Consider the following 22,377-nt stretch of genomic DNA (forward strand, 5'->3'; position numbering starts at 1 on the left):
AAGCACAGTGTAAACATGAGCTACTATACGCACTTTATTATTTGTAAACTCAAAAAATCAGGTTTTGAGCCTATAGTTTTGGACATAATACTCTACATTCATAAACCTCAAGTGAAATAATATTGACGTTGAACATATTCAAAGTACTTTCAAAACAACCTTCGTTAAAGATAAAAGGTTCAATTAACGAGACAAACAACTATATGATATTTCTGCATTATATATAAACGATGAAAACATTGCAGGATAATTTTCATTTGTAATAAAAATGTATCAAGATATTTTATAGTGTTTGTTTTAGCACAGTTACTTTCACTTTGCCAGTGATTAGTAAAATTATGTTCGAACTCGTTAGTATCACAAATAGCTATTCTTGTATATCGAAGGTGTAACTGCAACTCTGCCTAGAGTTTAGATCATCAGCTTTCTTAAGTTTAGTAAATATTTTACAGTCGTTCCACCACATTGCAATTCACTATATAATGATATGACGATTACAATGGTGACTGCTATGACAACTTCTAGACATTTAAGAAAAAGCCTCTATTTATTCAGCGTGCTATTTATCGCTGCTTGTCAGCCGTCACCTATAAACGAATCAGCCGTTACTGATACTGAAGAAGAAACCGCAGACACGCCTCTTATCATCACAAGTGACAGTGTCACAATGACGCCAGAACATATCTTGAGTATTAAACCTTCAAGGTATCAGCCGAGTCTCGGATTACAAGGTAATATCGAACCTATCAAGCAGACCACATTTGTTGCAGTACATCCCATTCGTATAGAAGAGACACTGGTTAGTGAAGGTCAATGGGTAGAAAAAGGCACGCCATTGCTCGTATTTAGGCGTGTAGGTACTGCTAGCAAAACTGAAGGTTTGAAAAATCCTGAACAAGGTAATGTAGAATCAGGGGATGCTAATCAGAACAATCCAGAAAATACGCAAAACTCCGATGCTAAATCTGCACAAGCTGCGCCAGACGCAGATATCGCTGTTGTAAGAAAGAGTAATAGTGATAAAACGTTAGAAGCAAACTCTGCGATAGATACTGATAGCAACCCCTCTACTAGTCAGGATGCAAAAGTCAATACTGCTAAACAAGATGCACCGTATAATTCGATTACCATTCATGCCAGCTTTTCGGGTCGAGTAGAAAGCTTATCTGCTAATGCAGGACAACAGTTAGCGGCGCGCGAACCTCTACTACAGATCAGTGACGAGACCAAACTGCACTTTATGGCTACCCTGCCTATACAAGCCAAACCACAGCTTTCCGTTGGCCAAACAGTCAATTTTACCGCCGAAGGTATTTCAGATAAGTTTACGGGACAGGTCAGCAAACTGGTATCGACCAGTCAGCCCAAAAAACTTTTGGTCTATGTTAATGTCATCGACAACGAGGTTAGTCGCGATAAGTTATTGCCAAATATGAAAGTCACAGGGCGCGTCAACTATGGTCAAATAGATGTAGGCACTATCGTACCTAAGCGCGCGCTACATGATGTAGACCTAACAGAGTTGCAAACTCCTCCTTATATGCCACTACAACCATTGACTGCAAATGTTTGGATAATCGGACAAGATCAGCGTTTAACACGCCAACCTATTGAGGTAGTTGAATACGACCCTACTACGCAGCAGTATTTGATAGCAGGTGTAAGCAATGATAGCTTAATTTGTTTGGCTGACTTACCTGTTGATTCTAAAGGTAAAAAAGTCATTGTGTCATAATAGCTTATGCTGACAGTTACATTGCGTAGAAACATTAACAAAGCTTCTCTTGTTTTGTAACAGCATAATTAGGCAATATGACCCTACTATATATAGCATTATCCGAGTATTGAGATACTACTCACATTTAATTATGCGCTATTCTGTATATTTGAAAACGTAGGGGCTTAAGAGTTTAACTATTTATCATTACCAACAGCTCATCATTACCAGAAACGTTATACTTTTTATAAATCACAATAACAATTAGAGGACATCCCATGAGTAAACAGATTTTATTGATTGAAGACGATCCAGATTTGGCTGAGCTGATCAGCGATTATTTGACCATGAACTATTATGATGTGCATCATGCTGGTCTTGGCCAAGAAGGCCTCGATTTATTGGACACCAAAGAGCGCGATATTGACTTGGTTGTATTGGATCTTATGCTGCCTGATATGGATGGTATGCAAGTATGTCAAAAGATTCGTGGCAACAAGAACAACATGACCAATAAAGTACCTATTATTATGCTGACCGCAAAAGGCGACACAACCGATCGCGTGTTGGGGCTAGAGATGGGTGCTGACGATTATATCGCCAAGCCTTTTGAGCCACGTGAGCTTTTAGCTCGTATTCGTGCAGTTATTCGTCGTCATGAGCAACCAAATCAAGCCGATAGCCAATCAGACAGCTTAACCTTTGGTCGTTTGAGTGTGTTCCCTGATAGTCATGAAGTCACTATCGATGACCAACCAGTACGTCTCACCACGCATCAGTTTCAGTTGTTACACTACTTTGCCACTCATTCTGGCAAGGTGTTGAATCGTGAGCAACTCTGGCAAGCGATGCCAAATGATGACAGCTCAGACAATATTGACCGTGCAATTGATGTACATATTTCGCGTTTACGTGCTTTAATCGAAGACAATCCACGCCAGCCAAAGCGTATTATTACCGTACGCGGCGTCGGCTATCAATTTGCTACTGATCAGGTGTAATCGTAAAGGATACCTAATTAGCTGACTCATGGTGTAAACTCTATACCATGAGTTGGTACAAGCGTTTAATAATAGAGATCGTTTAATGCAGCAATTGGGTTTTCGTTCCGTATTTGCCAAACTATTTGCCAGCGTTATGCTGGCACTTACGTTATTTGCTGTAGCAATGGTGCTGTTGACCCAACTTGTTCATGACAAAGACGCTGGTATTCGCTCAGAAATATTAGCCACACAGATCTTGGGGCAAATTGATCCATTCTTGCACGAATTGAATATTTCTATCAGCAAAGACAATCGTTTGCAGTCGCGTTTTATGCTGGCGGTCGTTAAGAAAAGTTTCGATATTTTTGATGAGTCACTGCAAGCAAAAATGGGATTGTATGACAGCGAAGGTCGACTGCTTATGCAAACTGACAATAGCGACCTACCCCTAGAGCTTCCCCCTACTCCGTCTTTATTCTCACGTGTTTTTCCATCACTTGCAGATACATCACCTACCAAGCAAGCTCAAGTGTATAGCAGTACAGGTTATACCTTACTGTATGAATCACGTCTCACACCTAAAAAACCTGTCCTTTCTGCAGCCTTGAACTTGTTCACTGGTACGCTACTACTCTTGCTCATTATGGCAGGTGTACTATGGCTGATTGCACGGACGATGACATGGCGTATTGACCAGTTAAGCCAACAAATGACTCAATTGGGTGATGGTGATTTTACTGTCCGAGTAAACGCGCGTGGTAATGATGAAATCGCTGCACTAGCACGTGGATTCAACCAAGCAGCACAAAAAATTGAACACTTAATTGATGCCAATAACTTGCTACTGGCACATGCTTCTCATGAGTTGCGTACACCGATTACACGTATCCGTCTACAGATTGAAATGATGGATATGTTGGCTGGTGCGCTACCAACTGATACCAAAGCAAAGTTCGATAAGCGGGCACAGGCTATCAATAGAGACTTGTCAGGTCTTAATGACTTAGTAGAAAGCATATTACTGGTTAGCCGTTTGGATGCGGGACATGCCCTACAGCAAGTTGAAAACCTAGATTTATACGATTTGGTAAACCAAGAACGTCAGCACTATCCTGAAGCCACGCTCATTGGTGAGCACATTGTGATAGATGGTCAATCATCAATGTTGACTCATTTGATTCGTAATTTACTTACCAACGCTATGCTACATGGCAAGCCACCTGTTACGGTATTGCTATACGGTGTTCAGAGCATAGAAGAAGCTGGAACTGTACCTGACTATCTATTACAAACAGTGCTATGCAGCAGCTTTGTCGATTACAACAGTTTAGACTTCGACGATTATGAAGAAAATGCTGATGCCAAAGTAGTTGAGCACCAAGCTTCTAAGCATGAAGCTACTAGTTCAGTTGATAAAAATAAATCAGACACAACTGACTCAATAGCAGAGCTACCAACGCCGACTATCTATAAAAACGGTGAAGATATAGCTGCTAACAATGAGGATAACGAGACTGATGATAATGCCAGACTTGATAACGGCCTTTCAGATGAAAGCTTAATAGACAGTGCTAGCAAACGCCAACCTGCTACTGGCGAATCATCACTACTTGCTGACTACTACAGCTTTACCAGTGAGTTGACCGACAGAATTAAGAAAGTTATTTGGAGAGCTGTTCCAGACTCTACTGAACCTACTAACCACGCCGATAATGCTAACAATGCTGGCTTGGTTGAAGTAGCATCAAGAAACTCTATAAGCAACGTAGAAAGCGAGAATACTGGCACTCTCGTCGATAATAGTGCTCAAAAATCAGACAAATCTATTACTGATACCGCTACTAAAAATAATGGCTCAAATAATACGAAAGATGACGCTAAATCTAATAGCTCAAACAATGAGAACTCAGGTGCAGTAGTGCGTAAAGAAGGCTTATTTGCTAAGCATATGAAGAAAGCCAAAACTGAACCCGAACGTCGACTGCCAAAATATGCCGTGCTGGCTGTAATCGACGAAGGCACTGGTATCCCTGAAGGTAAACGAGAAGAAGTCTTTAGCCCATTTGTACGTCTACAGCAAAAAAACAAAGGCTCTGGATTAGGGTTATCCCTAGTCTCACAAATCGTTACCGCCCATCAAGGACGTATTATTACAGATACGCTAAATGGTCATACTAGATTTTTGGTGACTATTCCCATTCATCATGACCCTCATTACAACTATCACGAGTAATCAATTCCCATCATTATATAGATAGCTATCACGCTGTCACCTTCACACTTGCCATTTTAACTGCTTATTCTTAATAGCTATTAATCATAAGCCGGACACGTATGTGCATATCCAAAGTGCCTGATAATATGCTATATTACCGCCCCTTATTATACGGTTATTGACTGTTGTCGTTTTGACAAGCTTCTTACATATTAAAAGAGGCCTGATGACGGGTTTTTAACCATTAAAAAATTTATTAAATTTTGAGCCCTCCATGAATGACATGATTGTCTTAAACGATGTGACCAAAAGTTTTTTAAGCGACCGATCAATCAAAGACAAAGACGGCAAACCACATTGGTTTACCGCTGTTGAGCCGACATCTCTGACTATCAAACAAGGCGAAATCTTTGGTCTAATGGGCTATTCAGGTGCAGGTAAATCTACCTTATTGCGCCTAATCAACATGCTTGAACGTCCAGATTCGGGTCAAGTCGTGATAGACGGTACTGACCTAACCACGCTGTCTGCCAGTGAGCTGCGCATTGCCCGTCACAATATCGGTATGATTTTTCAGCAGTTTAATCTGATGTCTAACCAAACGGTCTTTGACAACGTGGCATTTAACTTAAAAATCTCAGGTTATCCAAGTCGCGACATTCATAAGCGCGTCATGGATTGTCTTGCGATTGTTGATTTGACCGATCGTGCTGGTCACTATCCTGCGCAGCTATCAGGCGGACAAAAACAGCGTGTGGGTATTGCCCGCGCGATTGCCCCTAGTCCAAAAGTATTGTTGGCCGATGAGCCAACCAGTGCGCTTGACCCTGCAACGACCCGTAGTTTGCTGACTTGTCTGCGCGATATCAATGAGCAACTTGGCGTAACTATCGTCATCGTGACCCATGAGATGAGTGTGATTCGTAGACTTTGTGATCGCGCAGCGTTATTGCATCAAGGACAACTATTAGAAGTTGCGGATGTGCGAGACGGTCTGATTCAAGCAACCACCCCGATTGGCAAAGGCCTAGTCGTCGAGGACTAATGAGGCAGGAGAAATAGATATGTTAACTGGTACTGAATTATCCGCCTCTATAGACAAGCTACTTGTGTTACGCAAAGAGATCGTGAGCGCATTTATTGATACGTTTGTGATGCTCGGTATTTCGACTACAGTCGCAATCGTCATCGGTGGACTGTTTGGCGTATTCTTGTTTTTGTCTAGTGATCGACAGTTTTTGCAAAACAAGACGTTGTATGGTGTGCTTGGCGGTATTACCAACTTTATGCGTGCCTTCCCTTTCGTGATTTTGATGATTGCGATGAGTCCGTTTACCAAGGCCATCGTTGGTACGGGTATCGGACCAATTGCTGCATCATTGGTACTTGCTATCGCCGGTTCGTTTTATTTTGCGCGTTTGGTCGAGCAAAATTTGCGTGAAGTGCCGCGCGGTATTATCGAAGCCACTGAATCAATGGGTGCACGACCTTTTACCATTATTAAAGTACTACTTAATGAAGCTCGCTCAGGTTTAGTATTGTCAGTCACTATTCTTTGTATCAGCTTGCTCTCTTATTCAGCAGCCGCTGGTATGATCGGTGGTGGCGGTTTGGGTGATTTGGCCATTCGTTATGGCTATTATCGCTATCAAACCGAGGTAATGATTTTTATCGTGATTGTATTATCAATCATGGTCGTCTCGATTCAAGCCTCTGGTAACTGGCTCGCCAATCGTTTAGACAAACGTTAAACCGCTTTAGAGAATACTTGACTTTACGAGCGACTAGGTTTATTTTTGGCAACACTCAACCCTTATCTCAGCTCTTACAACAAAAGCAGCATTACTATTTATAATGTTGCTTTTTTAATGTTCAGACGATAAACGTTTTACTCAACCCCATTCATTATTAAGGACATATTATGAAATTAACAGATATTAGCCGTCAGTTAGCTACCGCATTTGCCGCTGTTGGTGTATCAGGCCTAGTTTTAGTTGGTTGCAGCAATTCATCAGCGCCAGAAGCAACTAAAGAGCCAGTAACCGAAGGTACCACTGCAGAAACTGCCGCTAGTGATATCGATCCTGACCATACCAAAATCGTTATTGGTACGACTGAAGGCGATTTTGCTGATATGGTTCGTAACCAAGTAAAGAGCACGCTTGAAGCTCAAGGTTATGAAGTTGAGTTGATTGCTTTTACTGACTATGTCCGTCCTAACCTTGCATTGGCTGAAGGCGATTTGGATATCAACATCTTCCAGCACAAGCCTTATCTTGATAACTTCAAAAAAGAAAACAATCTTGATCTAGTAGAAGCATTCCAAGTACCAACGGCTCCGCTTGGCATTTACTCAGGTAAAAAGACCAGTCTTGATGCTGCATTTAAAGGTATGAGTGTTTCTGCACCAAACGATCCAAGTAACTTTGCACGTGCTTTGGTTATGATGAACGATCTTGGCTGGATCAAATTGAAAGACAACATCGATCCATTGACAGCATCAAAAGCTGATATCGCTGATAATAGCAAATACGATATCGAAATTGTTGAACTAGAAGCTGCTCAATTACCACGCGCGCGTGATGAAGTTGACTTTGCAGTTATCAACGGTAACTATGCTACTGACTCTGGTATCAAATTGACCGAAGCATTGTTCCAAGAGCCAAGCTTTGCTTATGTAAACTGGTCAGCAATCAAATCTGCTGATACTGGCAAAAAATGGGTTGAAGATGTGACCAATGCTTATAACTCGGAAGCTTTCAAAAAGTATGCTCATGAAACGTTCCCTGGCTACAAATACCCAAAAATCTGGGGTACTGATCATAGCGCACACATGGACACTGCTGCTAAAACTGAAAGCGCTGACGCTTCAGAAACTGCAGAAGCTGCTGCTCAGTAAGACTTTAAATCAAAGTACCTAGTTTTTTAGGTGTTATGATTAATAGAAACGCCCATTACTTAGAGTGATGGGCGTTTTTTTGTCTTTGATTTTGGGAGTGCTGTTTTCTAATACCGTTATCAAAAGACTAACTGTGCATTAAATAACTATCAAAAATCACGTTACAGCCTGTTTGCCCTTTGTAGGAAACCGTCACTCACTCTTCCACTTGTCCTTGGTTTTTCTTATAGTGGACGGGCTCAATAGTAATTTACTCGTTAGACCATACTATTGATGACATTTAAAACGAATGAAAATTATAAGATACACATAACAAGGATAATAATATGAGCGCTAAAAACTATAATATTCGTACCGCTGGACAAGCAAATATCCCAATCCTAGGCCTAGGTACTTGGCAGTCAACTGGACAAGATTGCGTGGATGTGGTCAAAAAAGCGTTAGAAATGGGGTATGAGCATATCGATACCGCTCAAGCTTATGGCAATGAAAAAGCGGTTGGCGAAGGCATCAGACAATCAGGCGTGGCTCGTGATAAGTTCTTTTTGACTACCAAGATTTTTCCAGATGATATGAAGTTTGAACCAGAAAAATTGGTCGCAGCAGCGAAACGTTCTTTGGAAGATTTGGGTACAGATTATGTCGATCTATTGCTGTTGCACTGGCCTGATGACCGCGTGCCATTATCTGAGACCATTCCTGCGCTGTGTGAACTCCAAAAGCAAGGTTTGACGCGTCATATTGGTGTTTCAAACTTCAATATCGCTAATATCATTGAAGCCAAGAAATATGCTGATGTGCCTATCGTCGTCAACCAAGTAGAGTTTCATCCGTTCATTAAACAAAACACATTGCAGGCCTTCTTGAATAATCATCACATTCTACTAGAAGCCTACTCACCATTAGCGCGTGGTGATGTATTCGATAACGAAGTAATTAAAGAGATTGCAGATAAGCACAACGTAACACCAGCACAAATCTCACTAGCTTGGATCTTGTCAGACAAGCATCGTGTGGCCATTCCAAAAACGTCTAATCCTGATCACTTGCAAGGCAATCTAGATGCCATCAAGGTTGAGTTAAGTGCAGATGAGTTAGAAAAAATCGGTAACCTAGCCAGCTCTGACGGTCGTAAAATTGAACATCCTGACTATAGCCCAGTATGGGATGACTAACAGGGTTAATAAGTACGATTAGCTGATTAGCTAAACAAAGCTCAATAAAAAGCCACCGATAATCGGTGGCTTTTTTATATGGTATGAAAGCTCAAAATCATTACTGTTGCAGCGTTTCAGTCTCATGAATTTTTTCAGCAGGATTATACTGTTCAGAAGTAGGTATCGCTCCAGTACGATTATTTTCTTTCATAGATTTAGCAACTTCTGGTGGCATATAGTTTTCGTCATGCTTAGCCAGTACTTCCCCAGCGACAAAAGTATCGCCCTGCATTTTACCCGTAGCTACGACGCCTGAGTTTTCAGCAAATAGGTCTGGCAGAATACCTTGGTAAGTTACTGGCACGGTTGACTGAAAATCAGTAATCGCAAACTCAACATTTAATGGATTGTCTGCTGCACGCTGCACACTACCGGCAACCACCATACCGCCAGCACGAATACGTTTGTCTTGAGGCGCTTCACCTTGGGCAATAGCGGTTGCATCAAAGTAGTAATCAGTTTGCTGTCCAATAGCATAGATAACCAACATAACTGCTACTGCCGCACCTACCAGCGTAAACATAACCCACGTCAGTTTTTTCCGACGAACTGCATTCATACCACTACCCCATTAATGAGCCACTGTTTTATAAACCATAATCAATCTACAAAACAGAAAAATTTGAAGAAACTACCATTAGAAAAACGTTCTAAAAATGTCTTTCTAATCGTACTCTTCTAATCGCTATATGGTAGCATTTTTCAGACAAATCAATAAGCCTCATCATTGCCTATAAGGTCATATTTTTGTCAGTGTAAGGATACGGCTTCTTACGCTAAAACCCTGATATTAAGATGATTTTTATTCAGCTTGTTTGGTTACAGGCGTTGAGGTTTTGGTGGTGCGTTGTGCTTGACGAGCTTGCTGGATGGTCAGCTGTTTGATAAGTGACTGTCGTTGTTTGCGGCTATAGATAATAAATGCCAACATCATGCCAATCGTTATCGCCCAGCACGACCACACAAAAACCCCATGCTTACCCATGGCGAAAAACTCAGATACGCTATAAAAGTAAGGCTGCATAGTATTTTCCTAGCCGTTATTTGTGTTGACCACGAATGTATTCTTTGACCCACGCTTTGCCTTGATCACGGTATAAAATCAGCGTGTTGGTACGATAAATTGCTAATGTCGCAACCAGTAAATAGCTGCCGATAATCATCAGTAGCAAAGGCATCCACATATCTGCCGACATCTTCGGTGCAGCGGTCAAGCTAAAGGTTGCGCCTTGATGCAAGGTATTCCACCACTCTACTGAGTACTTGATAATAGGCAGATTCACTGCGCCCACAATAGATAAAATAGCAGCCGCTTTACCACGATTGGCCGTATGCTCAAAAGCGGCAAACAACGCCATCACGCCCGCGTACAAAAACGCCAATATCAACATTGACGTAAGGCGTGCGTCCCATACCCAGTAAGTACCCCATGTTGGCTTTGCCCAGATAGAGCCTGTAAGCAAACTGATGACACACAGCAAAAACCCCATCGGAGCAAGTGCCTGTGCGACCAGACTGGCCGTCTTAATCTTCCATACCAAATAGATTACCCCTAGAACTGCAAGGGAAAAATAGATAGAAATGGCAAGACTGGCCGCTGGAACATGGATAAATATAATGCGATAGCTATTGCCCTGAAGATAATCAGGCGGTGCAAAAGCAAGGCCCCATACGCTACCAATGAGCAAACAGAGACTGGCTAATATCGCTAACCACTTGACCCAAGGGCTAAAGATACGAAAAAACTGCTTGGTACCCACAGTGGTCAAGAAACCCTGCCAAATGCGCTGCCACAAGCTAGGGGATGAGACGTTATTCAGGTTGGGCATGGGAAGAAACCTATTACACAGCTTACTGGCGATAAAGGATGCGGTCTACCAAAGCACCACTATCAACTCACCTGCTGGCGTTAAACACTGGATAGAATCTACAAAGAGCTGTTTACGTATTCAATTGACTATTATAGCAAAATTGCCAGTTTTCACCACGATGTTAATACATGTGGTACAGATAACTAGATTTCGATGGCTAGGTTTATATAACTGGGTTTAGATAACCAAATTTCGATAACTGGACTTTAGGATTGCAACAAGCAAATCGTTTAATTAAGCCATGACATTTTTAAAGTGGTAGCAATCACCCATGGCATGACTAAGACAGAAATAATACTTCCTGCCAGCAATAAAGCCAAGATTGGCAAACCGTTCAGCCCAGAAGCGAATAAATCAACCGCACCTGTAGCAAAAATCAATACTGGCAACTGCATCGGTAAAGCAATCAAAGGCACCAATACTGCCCCATTCTTTAACGATAGCGTCAAGCTACTGGCAATCGCGGATAGCATTAGGAGCATTGGGCTACCTGTCACGATAGAAGCCATCAAGATCCACGCTTCAAACCAGCTAAGCTGAAATAACGGCACGGCAAGCAAGCTAAGCGCTGCCACAATACCACTACTAAAAATCCAGTGAATGACCAGTCTAATAAGAACCCATAGCGGTAATGACGCTTTAGCCACGACCAATTGCGCAAGCGTACCATTATCAAGCGCAGGCTTGAATAATCCATCAACGCCCATTACCAGTGACAGCAACGCAGCAATCCACACTGCTGATACACCCAGACGCTGCAATAGCGCAGGCTCACTACCGACTGCCAGCGGAAACAAAGTAATAATCACTAAGAACAATACTAATGGATACAACCATTGTACCGCTCCTTGCTGCTTGACTTGCCATTCGCGCCGCCATAGCTGCAGGAAGCCAACACTGCGAGGCACTGCGACAATAGCATTTGGACTTTTATTCATGGCTGCTACTGACCCTACTTGTATTGGACTGTCTGTCATTATTTGACCTTGCACATATATTAATGGTACTGATATCAATCAAACTTATACCATGTAATCTGACAAATCGAGCACTTGATTGGCGACACCGACTGCTTGATGGCTGGTCATTAGTATCGACCCGCCAGCCTGTGCAAATTCGCATAACCGCTCTTCCATACGTGCCACCATATCAACATCCAGTGCCGTGAAAGGCTCATCAAGTAACCAGAGCGGTGTTAAATCAGGAGTTAGTAGGTACAATCTGGCCAGCGTGATGCGCCGCGTTTGCCCAGCGGACAGGTGGCTTGAGCTGATCGTCTCAAACCCTTGCAGTCCAACCCATGTGAGCGCATCATCAATATCAGCAGCGCTTGGCGTGATGCCATATAAGTTCAGTAGAAACGTCAGGTTTTGTGCCACTGTCAAATTCGGATGAATGCCCAACTGGTGCGAGACATATAAAGGTTGAACTGGCAGACTCGACTGTCCTTGATAAGCGACCTCACCTGACAAAACAGGTAACAATCCAGCCAACTGCATGAGTAACGTGGTCTTTCCCGTCCCATTTGCTCCGATGAGATGGCAAATACTGCCAGCAGATAGCTGCAACGCAACGCCTTCGCACAGCGGTATCTCACCGCGCTGAACCGTCAGCTCCTCAAGTGCAAGTAAAGGCGTATCCAAAACCGTCATCAAAACCTCTGGTTATTTATCAAGCAGCAGTCAATATTCATCACAAACAAAGGTAATGTTCGTGGCATAATACCCTATGCTCGCTACAAACACACAGTATAACAAATTGTCGATTACTCTGACTTCAAAAAGTACGACCTTAAAAAAATACGACTTTAAAATATGACTTTAAAATATGACTTTAAAATATGACTTCAAAACCTATGCCGACTTCACAAGATAACCAAACACAAATGCCTGATGCAGAGGCTAAAAATAATAACGTAGATACCAGTTCGTCGAAAGAGCCATCAGCCAGCCGTTTGACAGTAGATAGCTTGATTGATGCTCAAGTCAACTTTATGCAGCAGTGGTTGCACAATCAAGCTGAGCCACTAGCGATGGAAGCCTGGCAATGGTTTGGTGCGCAGCCTTTAAGCAAATATATTACCTGCGATCATTTACAGCAGCTGATGAAAGACTGGCTGTTAAATCAGCAGATGACTGAGGTGATGCGTACCGACATCCGTGATATTTTGCACACTATTATTTATCACCCAGTCAATGACAACGTGCCTTTGTCTGAGCTGGTCGATGATGCCCAAGTCGAAACGCTGGCCAACTATATCGGTAGCCATGAGCAGCAGCGCAACATGTTGATTCATACGCTGGTCGGTAACGAAACCTTTGCGGATTTATTGACCCAAACACTCTATCACGCTATCAATGACTTTATGGAAAGCACCCTCGATAAAGCAGGGGGCGTTGGTAAATTGATGAAGCTTGGGCGCAGCTCTTTTGAAAAGGCAACCAACAGAAATCTCGATGAAAAACTACAAACGTACCTGCATCGAAATATCAAAGATTTGACGCGCAAAGCCGAAGCCAATGCCCAAGAACACTTGTCAAACGAAGAAGTGGCGCGTCTGATGGTTATGGGCTGGGATCGCATCAAAGACCAACCGATCAGCGAGATACAAACCTACTTAAGCGATGAACCCGGTAATAGTAGCATTGACCATATCGAAGCCAGTATCCAACAAAGCTATAACCGCCTGCGACTGTCACCGTATCTGCACAGCTTAGTCTCGGCAAGCATTGACACTTGGTATGCCAATCATCAGTCTGACACGATGGCGACCATTGCGGCGAGTTTGCACATTGATGAAGCGGCCATGAAGCAATGTAGCACTACACTACTGCCTATCGTGTACGATGCTCTTGAGACGCCTTGGTTGACGGCTCATATTCGTGAAATGCTAGCAGCGTTTTATGCACAGCCTGCTATCAAAGAAGGTTTGGCATTCACTCACGATTAATTTATAACTCTTACTTGTCAGCATACTATTATGAGTCAACGCAATAAACTCAGCTTATGGCAAAAGATCAAACGGTTACTGACTGCTGCCGCATCGCAGTCAGTCGTCGATGCTGCAAGCGAGCAAAGGCCTGCATCACTTGCTGATAGCGAGGTTAATAATACAAAAAATATATCAGCTGATATTTCTGATATTTCTCATGAGTTAGAGGCGAATCAGGGCAGCGAACAGAATAACCCTCAAGCACAAGCACAAGCACAAGCAAATACATCTCAACTTAAAACCGATAACTTAAAAACCGATAGCGCAACCGATAGCGCAAATGCAGAACCTGAAGACCAGAGTGACACGCCTATCGTCGACTGCTTAGAGCAATACTTCAATGACAAGCAGTGGCACTACACGCATTATCGACCCAAAACCAACGACAGCCAAAAATCGCATCATTTATCCTTGAGAATGCGTCATAAGCAAATAAACTGTGGCTATCTGTTTCGGGTGCAAGAAAAAAACAAACTACTGGCCATCTATGGCATCTTGCCATTTTTGATACCAGAAACTCATCAAAGCGCCGCAATGCTACTTATCACCCAAATCAACTATGACATGCTAGTCGGTAATCTGGAGATGGATGTCAACGACGGTGAGATACGCTACAAAAATGCTATCGATGTCGAAGCAGTTGGTATAGATAATGAGATCATTGAGCATTTACTGCAAAGCGTGGTCGCGATGACCACGGTTGCCAACGAACTATTTGGCAACTTGGTTAATAATCAAGACCCTGCTGAAGACATGCAAACGTTACTTGTCGAGCTACGTCAACAGTCAGACGCGCGCACGTTCTTTTTACCGACTCAGTTTGTTCAATAGTTCAGTCCGTTCGATAACTCAGTTTGTTCAACAGCTCAGTTCATTCGATAAACTGGTTTTTCGGTCAAGTTATAGTCGACGATAGCGGATACTTGTCCCTTTATTTTTCTATCCAAAAACCATCAATACTAAGCTAGAAATCTTATGCTAAAAATTGCCTACTCTGACGTTTTTCGCTATTCCGTGCCAGAAAAGCACCGCTTCCCCATGCAGAAGTACATTATGATTCCTGAGCGTTTACTGGCAGAAGGCACTATCAGCCAAGATAACTTCTTTGCCCCTGCTCGCTTAAGCGAAGATGAGATTTTGACCACGCATACCGCAGAATACTGGTATCAGCTTAAAACCCAAACACTGCCGCGCAAGGCTGCTCGTGCTATCGGATTTGAGATGACGCCGCAGTTGGTGGAGCGCGGTCGTTATATTGCCCATGCAACGTATGAATGCGCGCTATATGCTCAGCAATATGGCGTGGCGATGAACGTCGCAGGCGGCACCCATCACTCCTTTGCTGGTCATGGAGAAGGGTTTTGTGTTTTTAATGATGTTTGTATCGCTAGCAACTTACTATTAAATCGTGGACAGGCAAAGAAAATTTTAGTGATCGATTTGGATGTTCATCAAGGCAATGGCAACGCCAGCATCATGGCAGATGAGCCACGCGTCTTTGTTTTTAGCATGCATGGTGCAAAGAACTATCCGTTTCGCAAGCAAGTATCAGACTTAGATATTGAGCTAGACAATGATACTGGCGACGCTGAGTATTTACAGATATTAGAAGATACGCTGCCACGCTTAATCGCTGAGGTTGCGCCCGATATGATTTTTTATCAGTCTGCCGTCGACGTGCTCGCTACCGATAAGCTCGGCAAACTTGGTTTGACACAAGCAGGGTGCAAGGCGCGTGATGAATATGTTCTGCAGCAAGCAAAAGCCGCCAATATCCCTGTCGCTATCGTGATGGGTGGCGGCTACTCAGAAGATATCGAAGATGTGGTCGAAGCGCATTGTAATACCTTTCGTTTGGCACAGCAGATATTTTTTGAAGCATTGGTCTAATAAAATATCGCTAAAAAGGCTTATATCTTTAGCTATAACAATGCGGTAATACCTTGCCAACCGACACGTATTCCAAGCACGATTAAAATCAATAAAATAAGCTGACGAAAACGTGCTTGTGGTAAATATCGACGTAAACGGATTCCAACCAAAAGAGTCACTATAGACAGCACACTCAAAAAAGTAATCAGCTGCCACTCATTACTGCTCAGTGCCATGATAGGCTCACGCAACACGATAATTTGAGCAATCTTTCCTAAGAAATAGCACATGTTGCCGACTTTGGCGATGGTGTTTTTATCGTCACTGGCAGACAGTAAATACATCATCAGGATGGTCGACATCGCATTGGTCGAGCCGCCGATGACGCCTGCACCAAAGCCAACGGCAATTAACATAGGCTTGGTGTTTGGTAGACGGATTTGTTTGCCGAGTAAACTACTCACAACGTAGAAAGCAATGACCGCGGCCAACAATAAAAGAATATAAGCGCTATCGACCCATAGCAAGAGTTTCGCACCTAAAATACTACCTAGCAGGCTAGTAAGCGCAAGCAACCAATAGCGTCTGCCGTAGTAGATAAAGTTTTGCCAAATGGTGCGTTCACCGCCTACTAGCCAGGTCATCACATTGACAACTAGCGAAGGGAAAATCACTAACACAATGGCGTGTTGCAATGGGTACATACTAGCAAGCGCGGTGGTCGTCACTAGCGTTGCGCCAAGTCCGCTAATACCATGCAGCAGTGAGGCAAGCGCAAAAATGATCGTCAGCACTAGCATCTGAGTGCTATCGTTACCAGCTATATTCATCATATCGGTCACACCATTTGAGGCTCATCGTCTATATCCACATGCTATCTACACATTTTGAGCCTGTAGCTCTAACTATCTTTACGTTGACCGATTGCTTGACCGATGATGCTAGCTAGTTGCTCAGCAATTTTATCTTTACTGGTCTTCTCAAGTGTTACCGCGTCACGCTCATAGCGCTCAGAGAAAAACACCTGCATCGCATTGTCATCACTAGCAAAACCAATATCTGCACGTGAGACATCATTGCAAGCAATCATATCCAAATCTTTTGCGACCAACTTACCACGGGCATAACGTTCAACATCTTGCGTCTCTGCGGCAAAACCAACGACAAACAACGCAGGATGTGCCAGAGAAATCGTCGCTAGAATATCAGGGTTTTTAACCAGACTGAGCGTCATGGCATCTTGTGTCTTTTTAATTTTTTGCGGTGCGGCTTCTTCCGTACGATAATCTGCCACGGCTGCAGTGGCAATAAAGATATCTGCTTTTACAAATTGGTTGTCATCATAAGACTGTAGCAAGTCATGATTGTCGTTATGGTTATGGTCACTTACATCATCACCGCAACCACAGTCACCATGATGATGTTCGTGGGAATGGTTGTGAGAGTGATCGTGCGTATGATCATGAGAATGGTCATGCTCTTCTTCAAGGACAAATTGAAGCTCGCTATGCGTACCTTCCACACATTGCTGCGCCGCTATCAGCATATCTTCGGCAGACAGCACATCTATCCGTGTGACATTGAGCGGTGTGGGCAATGCCACTTTACCACCAGCGATTAAGACAACGTCTGCACCAGCAGCCACACAGGCACGGGCCAATGCAAAGCCCATTTTTCCTGAAGAGTGATTAGACAAATAACGCACAGGGTCAATCGCTTCTACCGTTGGACCTGCGGTAATGACTACTCTTTTGCCTGCCAGCAATTGCGGCGTTGTATTCATTGCTATGAACAGCAATACCTCATCTAATAATTGCTCAGGCTCAGGCAATCGCCCTGCTCCGACATCACCGCACGCTTGCTCACCACTAGCTGGCTGGATAATTTGATAATTCATATCGCGCAATGTTTGCACGTTTAGATTGACTGCTGGATGCGCCCACATCTGCTGATTCATGGCAGGAGCAATAATGACGGGCGCAGTAGTGGCAAGACACACTGTGGTCAATAGATCATCAGCCATACCCATGGCCAGACGCGCAAGCGTATTGGCTGAAGCAGGTGCAATCACGATTAAGTCGGCCCACTTAGCCAGCTCAATATGCCCCATGCCTGCCTCTGCTTGCTCATCAAGCAACGAGACATGCACTTCGTTACCAGTCAACGCTTGTAGCGTCAGCGGTGTGATAAATGCTTGTGCGCCTGTCGTCATGATAACGCGCACATCAAAGCCTGCCTTAACTAACAAGCGGGCAAATATAGCAGATTTATAAGCGGCGATACCGCCAGTAATAGCAAGCACAATATTGGACATAAGCGTGGCATCAACAAAAAAGTGAAAAGATAAAATTGCGCTTATAGTAACAATTATGAGATAAATTGGGTAAGATTTTCCGTATCTATCTCAGATAACGAGTATCCACCCATTTTCAAGGAGTGACAATGGCGATCAAAGACTGGCATGAGGATGACAGGCCACGCGAAAAACTTTTAAAATTTGGTGCAGCTCATTTGTCTGACGCCGAGATACTGGCCATATTTTTGCGCACCGGTACTCAGTCTCAATCAGCGATTGAATTAGCGCGGCATTTGATTGATCAGTTTGGTAGCTTAGCCGAGCTATTAGCCGCCCCTCAACAGACGGTTCTTGCCTGCCATGGTATTGGCCCTGCAAAGTACGCCCAAATATTAGCCTCACTTGAGATGGGTACGCGCTATCTGGACAGCCAACTCAAAACTGGGCAAGCACTTGGCCGCTCACAAGCAGTCAAAGACTATATCAGCACTCAGTTGCGCGGTGAGCATCGTGAAGTATTTGCGGTACTCTGTCTGGATAATGCCCTCAACCTTTTGAACTTCGAGATACTATTTACTGGTGGCATCTCATCATGTTCCGTCTGTATCAAGCACGTACTACGACATGCGCTAAGCCATGCTGCTAGCCAACTTATCATCGCGCATAATCATCCTCATACCGATGCCAAACCATCGACGGCTGATAACTTACTGACCTATGAGCTAAAAAAAGCCTGTGACCTGTTAGATATCTCGCTTGTCGATCACATCATCGTCGGACGTAACGACACTTTGTCTTATGCCGAGAGCTGCCTTGCCCCTTTTGGTTAGCTCTTTGGCTAGTTTCCGACAATAGCTAGCTACGTGTTCCAACTAGACATATGACTAACCTGCAAACAATTATGTTTGATACATATCATCGACAGAGCGTAGCATTTTGGCTCTTGATAGTTATCGACAACTGTTTCATATTAGTAGCCATTCTTGTCATTTATTCGTCAATTACTTACTAGACCGTTAATACTAGTACTTAAGAGACATAGAACCAAGGATTTAGTAATTAAAGAATCATTCGACATATTTATAAGACAGTAAGTGGCAAGACGAAAAATAATTATAGTTAGCTCTTTCATTTACGTACTTTTCGCATTTTTTATTCAGCGCTTTAAAGGAGATAGTCATGGCAATTGGCTTGTTTATTTTGGCAGTCATCATTCAGTTAGCCGTGGTCTTGGCCATCTTTTTGTTGTCCTTATCACGGGTCACCGGTAGCATCGTCGCCCTGATTACAGTTATCGTCACCGCAATTATCAGCCCATGGTCACTCATTTTGGGTATACCAATGGCATTACTATGCTTGGTCTTACTCGTTGCACCGCTTCGCCAATCGTTAATCACTAAGCCTGTTTATAAGGCGCTGGGCGGTGCGATGCCAAGTATGAGTGATACGGAACGTGAAGCACTTGATGCTGGTACTAGTTGGTGGGAAAAAGAGCTGTTTATGGGTGCGCCAAACTGGGATACCTTTGCCAATTATCCTTATCCGCAGCTTTCAAAAGAAGAGCAAAGTTTCATCGATAATGAAGTAGAAACCTTATGTGCAATGCTTGATGAATGGCAAATCCAGCATAAAGATAAAGACCTATCACCTGAGGCATGGCAATTTATTAAAAGTAATGGTTTCTTAGGTTTAATCATTCCAAAAGAATTTAGCGGCTTAGAATTTAGCTCTTATGCGCAAAGTCGTGTAATGAGTAAAATCGCTTCGCGCTCGCCGACTGCCGCTGTGACCTGTATGGTTCCCAACTCGCTTGGCCCTGGTGAGCTATTGATGCACTATGGTACAGACGAACAAAAGCAGCGCTGGTTGCCAGGTCTTGCGAAAGGTGATGAAGTGCCTTGCTTTGGTTTGACTGGGCCTGAAGCTGGCTCTGATGCAGGTGCTATTCCTGATACAGGTGTGGTCTGTTACGGTATGCACGAAGGCGAGCAAGTGCTTGGCCTGCGCATGAACTTCTCTAAGCGTTGGATTACCCTAGCACCTGTCGCCACTGTCGTTGGTCTAGCATTTAAAATGCACGATCCTGAAGGTCTACTTGGCAATCCTCAAAAGACCGATTACGGCATTACCTGTGCCCTCGTTCCAGCTAATCACGAAGGTGTTGTAACAGGGCCACGTCATAATCCAATCGGCTCACCATTTATGAATGGTACGGTCGATGGCAAAGACGTCTTTATCCCATTGGATTACATCATCGGCGGTGTCGAGAATGCTGGTCGCGGCTGGCGCATGCTGATGGAATGCTTGGGCGTTGGACGTGGTATCTCTTTGCCAGCTCTATCGACATCAGCCAGTGAAATGACTTACCTATCTGTCGGTGCGTTCGCCAAAGTTCGCGAACAGTTCAAAATATCAGTAGGTAAGTTTGAAGGTGTACAGGACGCTACTAGCCGTATGGCGAGTAACACTTATATGTTAGAAGCGTTCCGTCACTTAGTCACTTGTGGATTAAACCAAGGTGGCACGCCATCAGTCATGACGGCCATGGCCAAATACTATGCGACTGAAACCATGCGTAGCGTTGTCAACGACGGTATGGATGTGGTCGGTGGTCGTGCTGTGCAAATGGGTCCACGCAATTTCTTAGCGACACCTTATCAAGCGATTCCTGTCTCTATCACGGTCGAAGGCGCCAACATTCTAACGCGCTCGCTCATGATTTTTGGTCAAGGTGCGATGCGTTGTCATCCTTATTTATTCGATGAGCTTCAGTTACTACAAAGCGAAGACAAAGCGGCTGCCACTGAAAAATTTGATACCCTTTTCTTCAAACATTTAGGTTACACGTTTAACCGTGGCGCCAAAGCTTTTGTCGCAGGTTACATCGGTGGTAGCGATAAGGCGCCGAGTTTCGCCGATAGCTTTACCCGTCCCTATTACAAACACATTAACCGTTTAAGTGCGAGCTTTGCCTTGACTGCTGATATGGCGTTAGGACTACTAGCAGGGGATTTAAAACGTAAAGAGATGCTCTCTGGTCGTTTAGCAGATATTCATAGTCATCTATTTATTGCGACTGCTATTTTGCAGTTCTATGAGCATGGTAGTAAGTCAGAGTCTGAGCGACTCCATGCCGAAGTTGCGCTACAAAACAGCTTGTATACGATTCAAGAAGCCTTTGTGTCATTCTTCGCTAATTTTCCGAATCGTATGGCAGCCAATGTGGTTAGCTTTGTGACTTTCCCAAGTGGACGTATCTTCACCCCAGCAAGCGATGAGCTAAAACGCCAGTTGGGCGATACTTTCATGGATGATTTTGCAGCCAACCCATTCCGCGATTATCTGAAAACTATGGTTTATTACAATACTGATGCAGACGATGTAACTGGGCGTATGGAACATGCTTATCAAACGTTGGTCGAAATCGAACCGTTGTGGCAGAAGTTCAAAAAGGCAGAGCATCAAGACAGCTTTGAAGGTCTAACCTTTGAAGACCATGTGGTACACGCCAGTCAAAATGGCGGCATTACCGAAGAAGAAGCAGAAGTGCTGATTCAATATAATGCCATACGTTTTGATTCATTATTGACTGATACGTTTGACGAGCATCTATCGGAAGCGCTAGAACGTGACAATCCACATGCGCTTGAAAATGCAGTTCATCAACTAACTGATTACGCACAGTTAAAAAGACAAGCTCAAAATAAAAACGGTATCGCTGTGGATACCGATACAGCTGCCGTTGATGAGCTAGCCACTAACGAACCAGCTATTAACGATCTAGACAGTACTGCAAATACAGACGACCATACTGGCGATGCCAATCCTAATCATGGTTATGAAAGTGATGGCAATATAGAGTTGGTGAGTGAGCAAGATACTGTCAAAGAAGTAAATTCGCAGACAGATTTTGAAGAATCAGAACCTGAAGTAGAGGCACTCGATCATCGCCATCGTGACGCTGAATCACATCTTAACGAGCGTATGGGCAATAATCATAATCGTCATCTTGCACCACCTGACGAGATAAATACTGAAGCAAGTGATAATGACATCAAACCTTTAGAACGCCAATCACCTTCATCACGCGAAGAAGATGATAAGGTTTAATGGTCTATGCTGTTTTTAATATTGATATTAGAAACTGAGTATTATTAGATTTATATTAAAACTTTCACTTTTTATTAGCCAGACTATCTATAAACGATAGTCTGGCTTTTTTTGGTCTATTGGAAATCCTGAGCTTAATTAATCATATGAGTCTTATTCTTTTCTTTGCATTTCGATAATTTGAAATCAATGGTTCAATATCAAT

18 protein-coding genes and 2 pseudogenes are annotated in these 22,377 nt (G+C 43.4%); 12 read left to right on the plus strand and 8 right to left on the minus strand.

What is annotated here, in order from left to right; translation table 11 throughout:
• Nucleotides 1-511 precede the first annotated feature (511 nt).
• From ACQKCP_RS10565 to ACQKCP_RS10595, 7 genes are all read left to right on the plus strand, one after another.
• Nucleotides 512-1,735 (plus strand): efflux RND transporter periplasmic adaptor subunit, encoded by a 1,224-nt coding sequence (locus tag ACQKCP_RS10565; protein WP_427612287.1) that lies wholly within the window; start codon nt 512-514, stop codon nt 1,733-1,735.
• A gap of 260 nt (nt 1,736-1,995) precedes the next feature.
• Entirely contained in the window at nt 1,996-2,718 is a 723-nt protein-coding gene (locus tag ACQKCP_RS10570) for a response regulator transcription factor (protein ID WP_057761578.1), read from the plus strand.
• Between the two features lie 85 nt (nt 2,719-2,803).
• Complete coding sequence (locus ACQKCP_RS10575) at nt 2,804-4,933, plus strand: ATP-binding protein (RefSeq protein WP_427612288.1); 2,130 nt, start codon at nt 2,804-2,806, stop codon at nt 4,931-4,933.
• 256 nt (nt 4,934-5,189) lie between these two features.
• Nucleotides 5,190-5,960, plus strand: coding sequence for a methionine ABC transporter ATP-binding protein (locus ACQKCP_RS10580; RefSeq protein WP_057761581.1), 771 nt, complete (start codon nt 5,190-5,192; stop codon nt 5,958-5,960).
• A 19-nt stretch (nt 5,961-5,979) separates the two neighbouring features.
• A complete protein-coding gene (locus ACQKCP_RS10585) occupies nt 5,980-6,666 on the plus strand; it encodes a methionine ABC transporter permease (protein ID WP_057761583.1) in 687 nt (228 codons plus the stop codon).
• A 170-nt stretch (nt 6,667-6,836) separates the two neighbouring features.
• Nucleotides 6,837-7,814 carry a MetQ/NlpA family ABC transporter substrate-binding protein gene (locus ACQKCP_RS10590; protein WP_427612289.1) on the plus strand — a complete coding sequence of 326 codons (978 nt, stop codon included), beginning with the start codon at nt 6,837-6,839 and terminating at the stop codon, nt 7,812-7,814.
• Nucleotides 7,815-8,140: 326 nt separating this feature from the next.
• A complete protein-coding gene (locus ACQKCP_RS10595) occupies nt 8,141-8,989 on the plus strand; it encodes an aldo/keto reductase (RefSeq protein ID WP_427612290.1) in 849 nt (282 codons plus the stop codon).
• Nucleotides 8,990-9,089: 100 nt separating this feature from the next.
• Here ACQKCP_RS10595 and ccmE read toward each other — a convergent pair whose 3' ends face one another.
• The 5 genes from ccmE to ccmA form a co-directional block, all read right to left on the minus strand.
• Nucleotides 9,090-9,590 carry a cytochrome c maturation protein CcmE gene (gene ccmE, locus ACQKCP_RS10600; RefSeq protein WP_427612291.1) on the minus strand — a complete coding sequence of 167 codons (501 nt, stop codon included), beginning with the start codon at nt 9,588-9,590 and terminating at the stop codon, nt 9,090-9,092.
• Nucleotides 9,591-9,833: 243 nt separating this feature from the next.
• On the minus strand, nt 9,834-10,055 hold the full coding sequence (gene ccmD / locus ACQKCP_RS10605) for a heme exporter protein CcmD (protein ID WP_427612292.1): 222 nt from the start codon (nt 10,053-10,055) through the stop codon (nt 9,834-9,836).
• Nucleotides 10,056-10,071: 16 nt separating this feature from the next.
• On the minus strand, nt 10,072-10,860 hold the full coding sequence (gene ccmC / locus ACQKCP_RS10610; RefSeq protein ID WP_057761594.1) for a heme ABC transporter permease CcmC: 789 nt from the start codon (nt 10,858-10,860) through the stop codon (nt 10,072-10,074).
• Nucleotides 10,861-11,132: 272 nt separating this feature from the next.
• A complete protein-coding gene (locus ACQKCP_RS10615; protein WP_427612362.1) occupies nt 11,133-11,840 on the minus strand; it encodes a heme exporter protein CcmB in 708 nt (235 codons plus the stop codon).
• Between the two features lie 84 nt (nt 11,841-11,924).
• Nucleotides 11,925-12,554 carry a heme ABC exporter ATP-binding protein CcmA gene (gene ccmA, locus ACQKCP_RS10620; RefSeq protein WP_427612293.1) on the minus strand — a complete coding sequence of 210 codons (630 nt, stop codon included), beginning with the start codon at nt 12,552-12,554 and terminating at the stop codon, nt 11,925-11,927.
• A gap of 188 nt (nt 12,555-12,742) precedes the next feature.
• On the opposite strand from ccmA, the gene ACQKCP_RS10625 reads away from it, so the two are divergent.
• The 3 genes from ACQKCP_RS10625 to ACQKCP_RS10635 all read left to right on the plus strand — a co-directional run bounded on the left by ACQKCP_RS10625 (nt 12,743) and on the right by ACQKCP_RS10635 (nt 15,784).
• Nucleotides 12,743-13,852, plus strand: coding sequence for a hypothetical protein (locus ACQKCP_RS10625; protein WP_427612294.1), 1,110 nt, complete (start codon nt 12,743-12,745; stop codon nt 13,850-13,852).
• Nucleotides 13,853-13,882: 30 nt separating this feature from the next.
• Complete coding sequence (locus ACQKCP_RS10630; protein WP_427612295.1) at nt 13,883-14,725, plus strand: hypothetical protein; 843 nt, start codon at nt 13,883-13,885, stop codon at nt 14,723-14,725.
• A gap of 144 nt (nt 14,726-14,869) precedes the next feature.
• The gene (locus ACQKCP_RS10635) at nt 14,870-15,784 is read left to right on the plus strand and encodes a histone deacetylase family protein (RefSeq protein WP_427612296.1); all 915 of its coding nucleotides are present in this window, start codon (nt 14,870-14,872) and stop codon (nt 15,782-15,784) included.
• A 32-nt stretch (nt 15,785-15,816) separates the two neighbouring features.
• Here the strand turns inward: ACQKCP_RS10635 and ACQKCP_RS10640 are convergent, their stop codons facing one another.
• The 3 genes and pseudogenes from ACQKCP_RS10640 to coaBC all read right to left on the minus strand — a co-directional run.
• Nucleotides 15,817-16,599 (minus strand): TSUP family transporter, encoded by a 783-nt coding sequence (locus ACQKCP_RS10640; RefSeq protein ID WP_427612297.1) that lies wholly within the window; start codon nt 16,597-16,599, stop codon nt 15,817-15,819.
• Between the two features lie 68 nt (nt 16,600-16,667).
• Nucleotides 16,668-17,084 (minus strand): annotated as a pseudogene (locus tag ACQKCP_RS10645) (phosphopantothenoylcysteine decarboxylase); the annotation flags it as partial.
• A gap of 198 nt (nt 17,085-17,282) precedes the next feature.
• Nucleotides 17,283-18,080 (minus strand): annotated as a pseudogene (gene coaBC / locus ACQKCP_RS10650) (bifunctional phosphopantothenoylcysteine decarboxylase/phosphopantothenate--cysteine ligase CoaBC); the annotation flags it as partial.
• Between the two features lie 128 nt (nt 18,081-18,208).
• On the opposite strand from coaBC, the gene radC reads away from it, so the two are divergent.
• Nucleotides 18,209-18,892 (plus strand): RadC family protein, encoded by a 684-nt coding sequence (gene radC / locus ACQKCP_RS10655; protein WP_427612298.1) that lies wholly within the window; start codon nt 18,209-18,211, stop codon nt 18,890-18,892.
• 349 nt (nt 18,893-19,241) lie between these two features.
• Nucleotides 19,242-22,172 (plus strand): acyl-CoA dehydrogenase, encoded by a 2,931-nt coding sequence (locus tag ACQKCP_RS10660; RefSeq protein WP_427612299.1) that lies wholly within the window; start codon nt 19,242-19,244, stop codon nt 22,170-22,172.
• Nucleotides 22,173-22,377: the final 205 nt, after the last annotated feature.

Source organism: Psychrobacter sp. NPDC078631 (genome assembly GCF_050268165.1).
Classification (GTDB): domain Bacteria; phylum Pseudomonadota; class Gammaproteobacteria; order Pseudomonadales; family Moraxellaceae; genus Psychrobacter.

Bases quoted from the DNA above. Each gene is read 5' to 3' on its own strand.
- ccmD (WP_427612292.1), bottom strand. From the start codon at position 10,055: ATGCAGCCTTACTTTTATAGCGTATCTGAGTTTTTCGCCATGGGTAAG.
- ACQKCP_RS10580 (WP_057761581.1), top strand. From the start codon at position 5,190: ATGAATGACATGATTGTCTTAAACGATGTGACCAAAAGTTTTTTAAGC.
- ACQKCP_RS10590 (WP_427612289.1), top strand. From the start codon at position 6,837: ATGAAATTAACAGATATTAGCCGTCAGTTAGCTACCGCATTTGCCGCT.
- ACQKCP_RS10570 (WP_057761578.1), top strand. From the start codon at position 1,996: ATGAGTAAACAGATTTTATTGATTGAAGACGATCCAGATTTGGCTGAG.
- ACQKCP_RS10595 (WP_427612290.1), top strand. From the start codon at position 8,141: ATGAGCGCTAAAAACTATAATATTCGTACCGCTGGACAAGCAAATATC.
- ACQKCP_RS10615 (WP_427612362.1), bottom strand. From the start codon at position 11,840: ATGAATAAAAGTCCAAATGCTATTGTCGCAGTGCCTCGCAGTGTTGGC.
- ccmC (WP_057761594.1), bottom strand. From the start codon at position 10,860: ATGCCCAACCTGAATAACGTCTCATCCCCTAGCTTGTGGCAGCGCATT.
- ACQKCP_RS10585 (WP_057761583.1), top strand. From the start codon at position 5,980: ATGTTAACTGGTACTGAATTATCCGCCTCTATAGACAAGCTACTTGTG.
- ACQKCP_RS10640 (WP_427612297.1), bottom strand. From the start codon at position 16,599: ATGATGAATATAGCTGGTAACGATAGCACTCAGATGCTAGTGCTGACG.
- radC (WP_427612298.1), top strand. From the start codon at position 18,209: ATGGCGATCAAAGACTGGCATGAGGATGACAGGCCACGCGAAAAACTT.
- ACQKCP_RS10635 (WP_427612296.1), top strand. From the start codon at position 14,870: ATGCTAAAAATTGCCTACTCTGACGTTTTTCGCTATTCCGTGCCAGAA.
- ACQKCP_RS10625 (WP_427612294.1), top strand. From the start codon at position 12,743: ATGACTTCAAAACCTATGCCGACTTCACAAGATAACCAAACACAAATG.
- ACQKCP_RS10630 (WP_427612295.1), top strand. From the start codon at position 13,883: ATGAGTCAACGCAATAAACTCAGCTTATGGCAAAAGATCAAACGGTTA.
- ccmA (WP_427612293.1), bottom strand. From the start codon at position 12,554: ATGACGGTTTTGGATACGCCTTTACTTGCACTTGAGGAGCTGACGGTT.
- ccmE (WP_427612291.1), bottom strand. From the start codon at position 9,590: ATGAATGCAGTTCGTCGGAAAAAACTGACGTGGGTTATGTTTACGCTG.
- ACQKCP_RS10660 (WP_427612299.1), top strand. From the start codon at position 19,242: ATGGCAATTGGCTTGTTTATTTTGGCAGTCATCATTCAGTTAGCCGTG.
- ACQKCP_RS10565 (WP_427612287.1), top strand. From the start codon at position 512: ATGACAACTTCTAGACATTTAAGAAAAAGCCTCTATTTATTCAGCGTG.
- ACQKCP_RS10575 (WP_427612288.1), top strand. From the start codon at position 2,804: ATGCAGCAATTGGGTTTTCGTTCCGTATTTGCCAAACTATTTGCCAGC.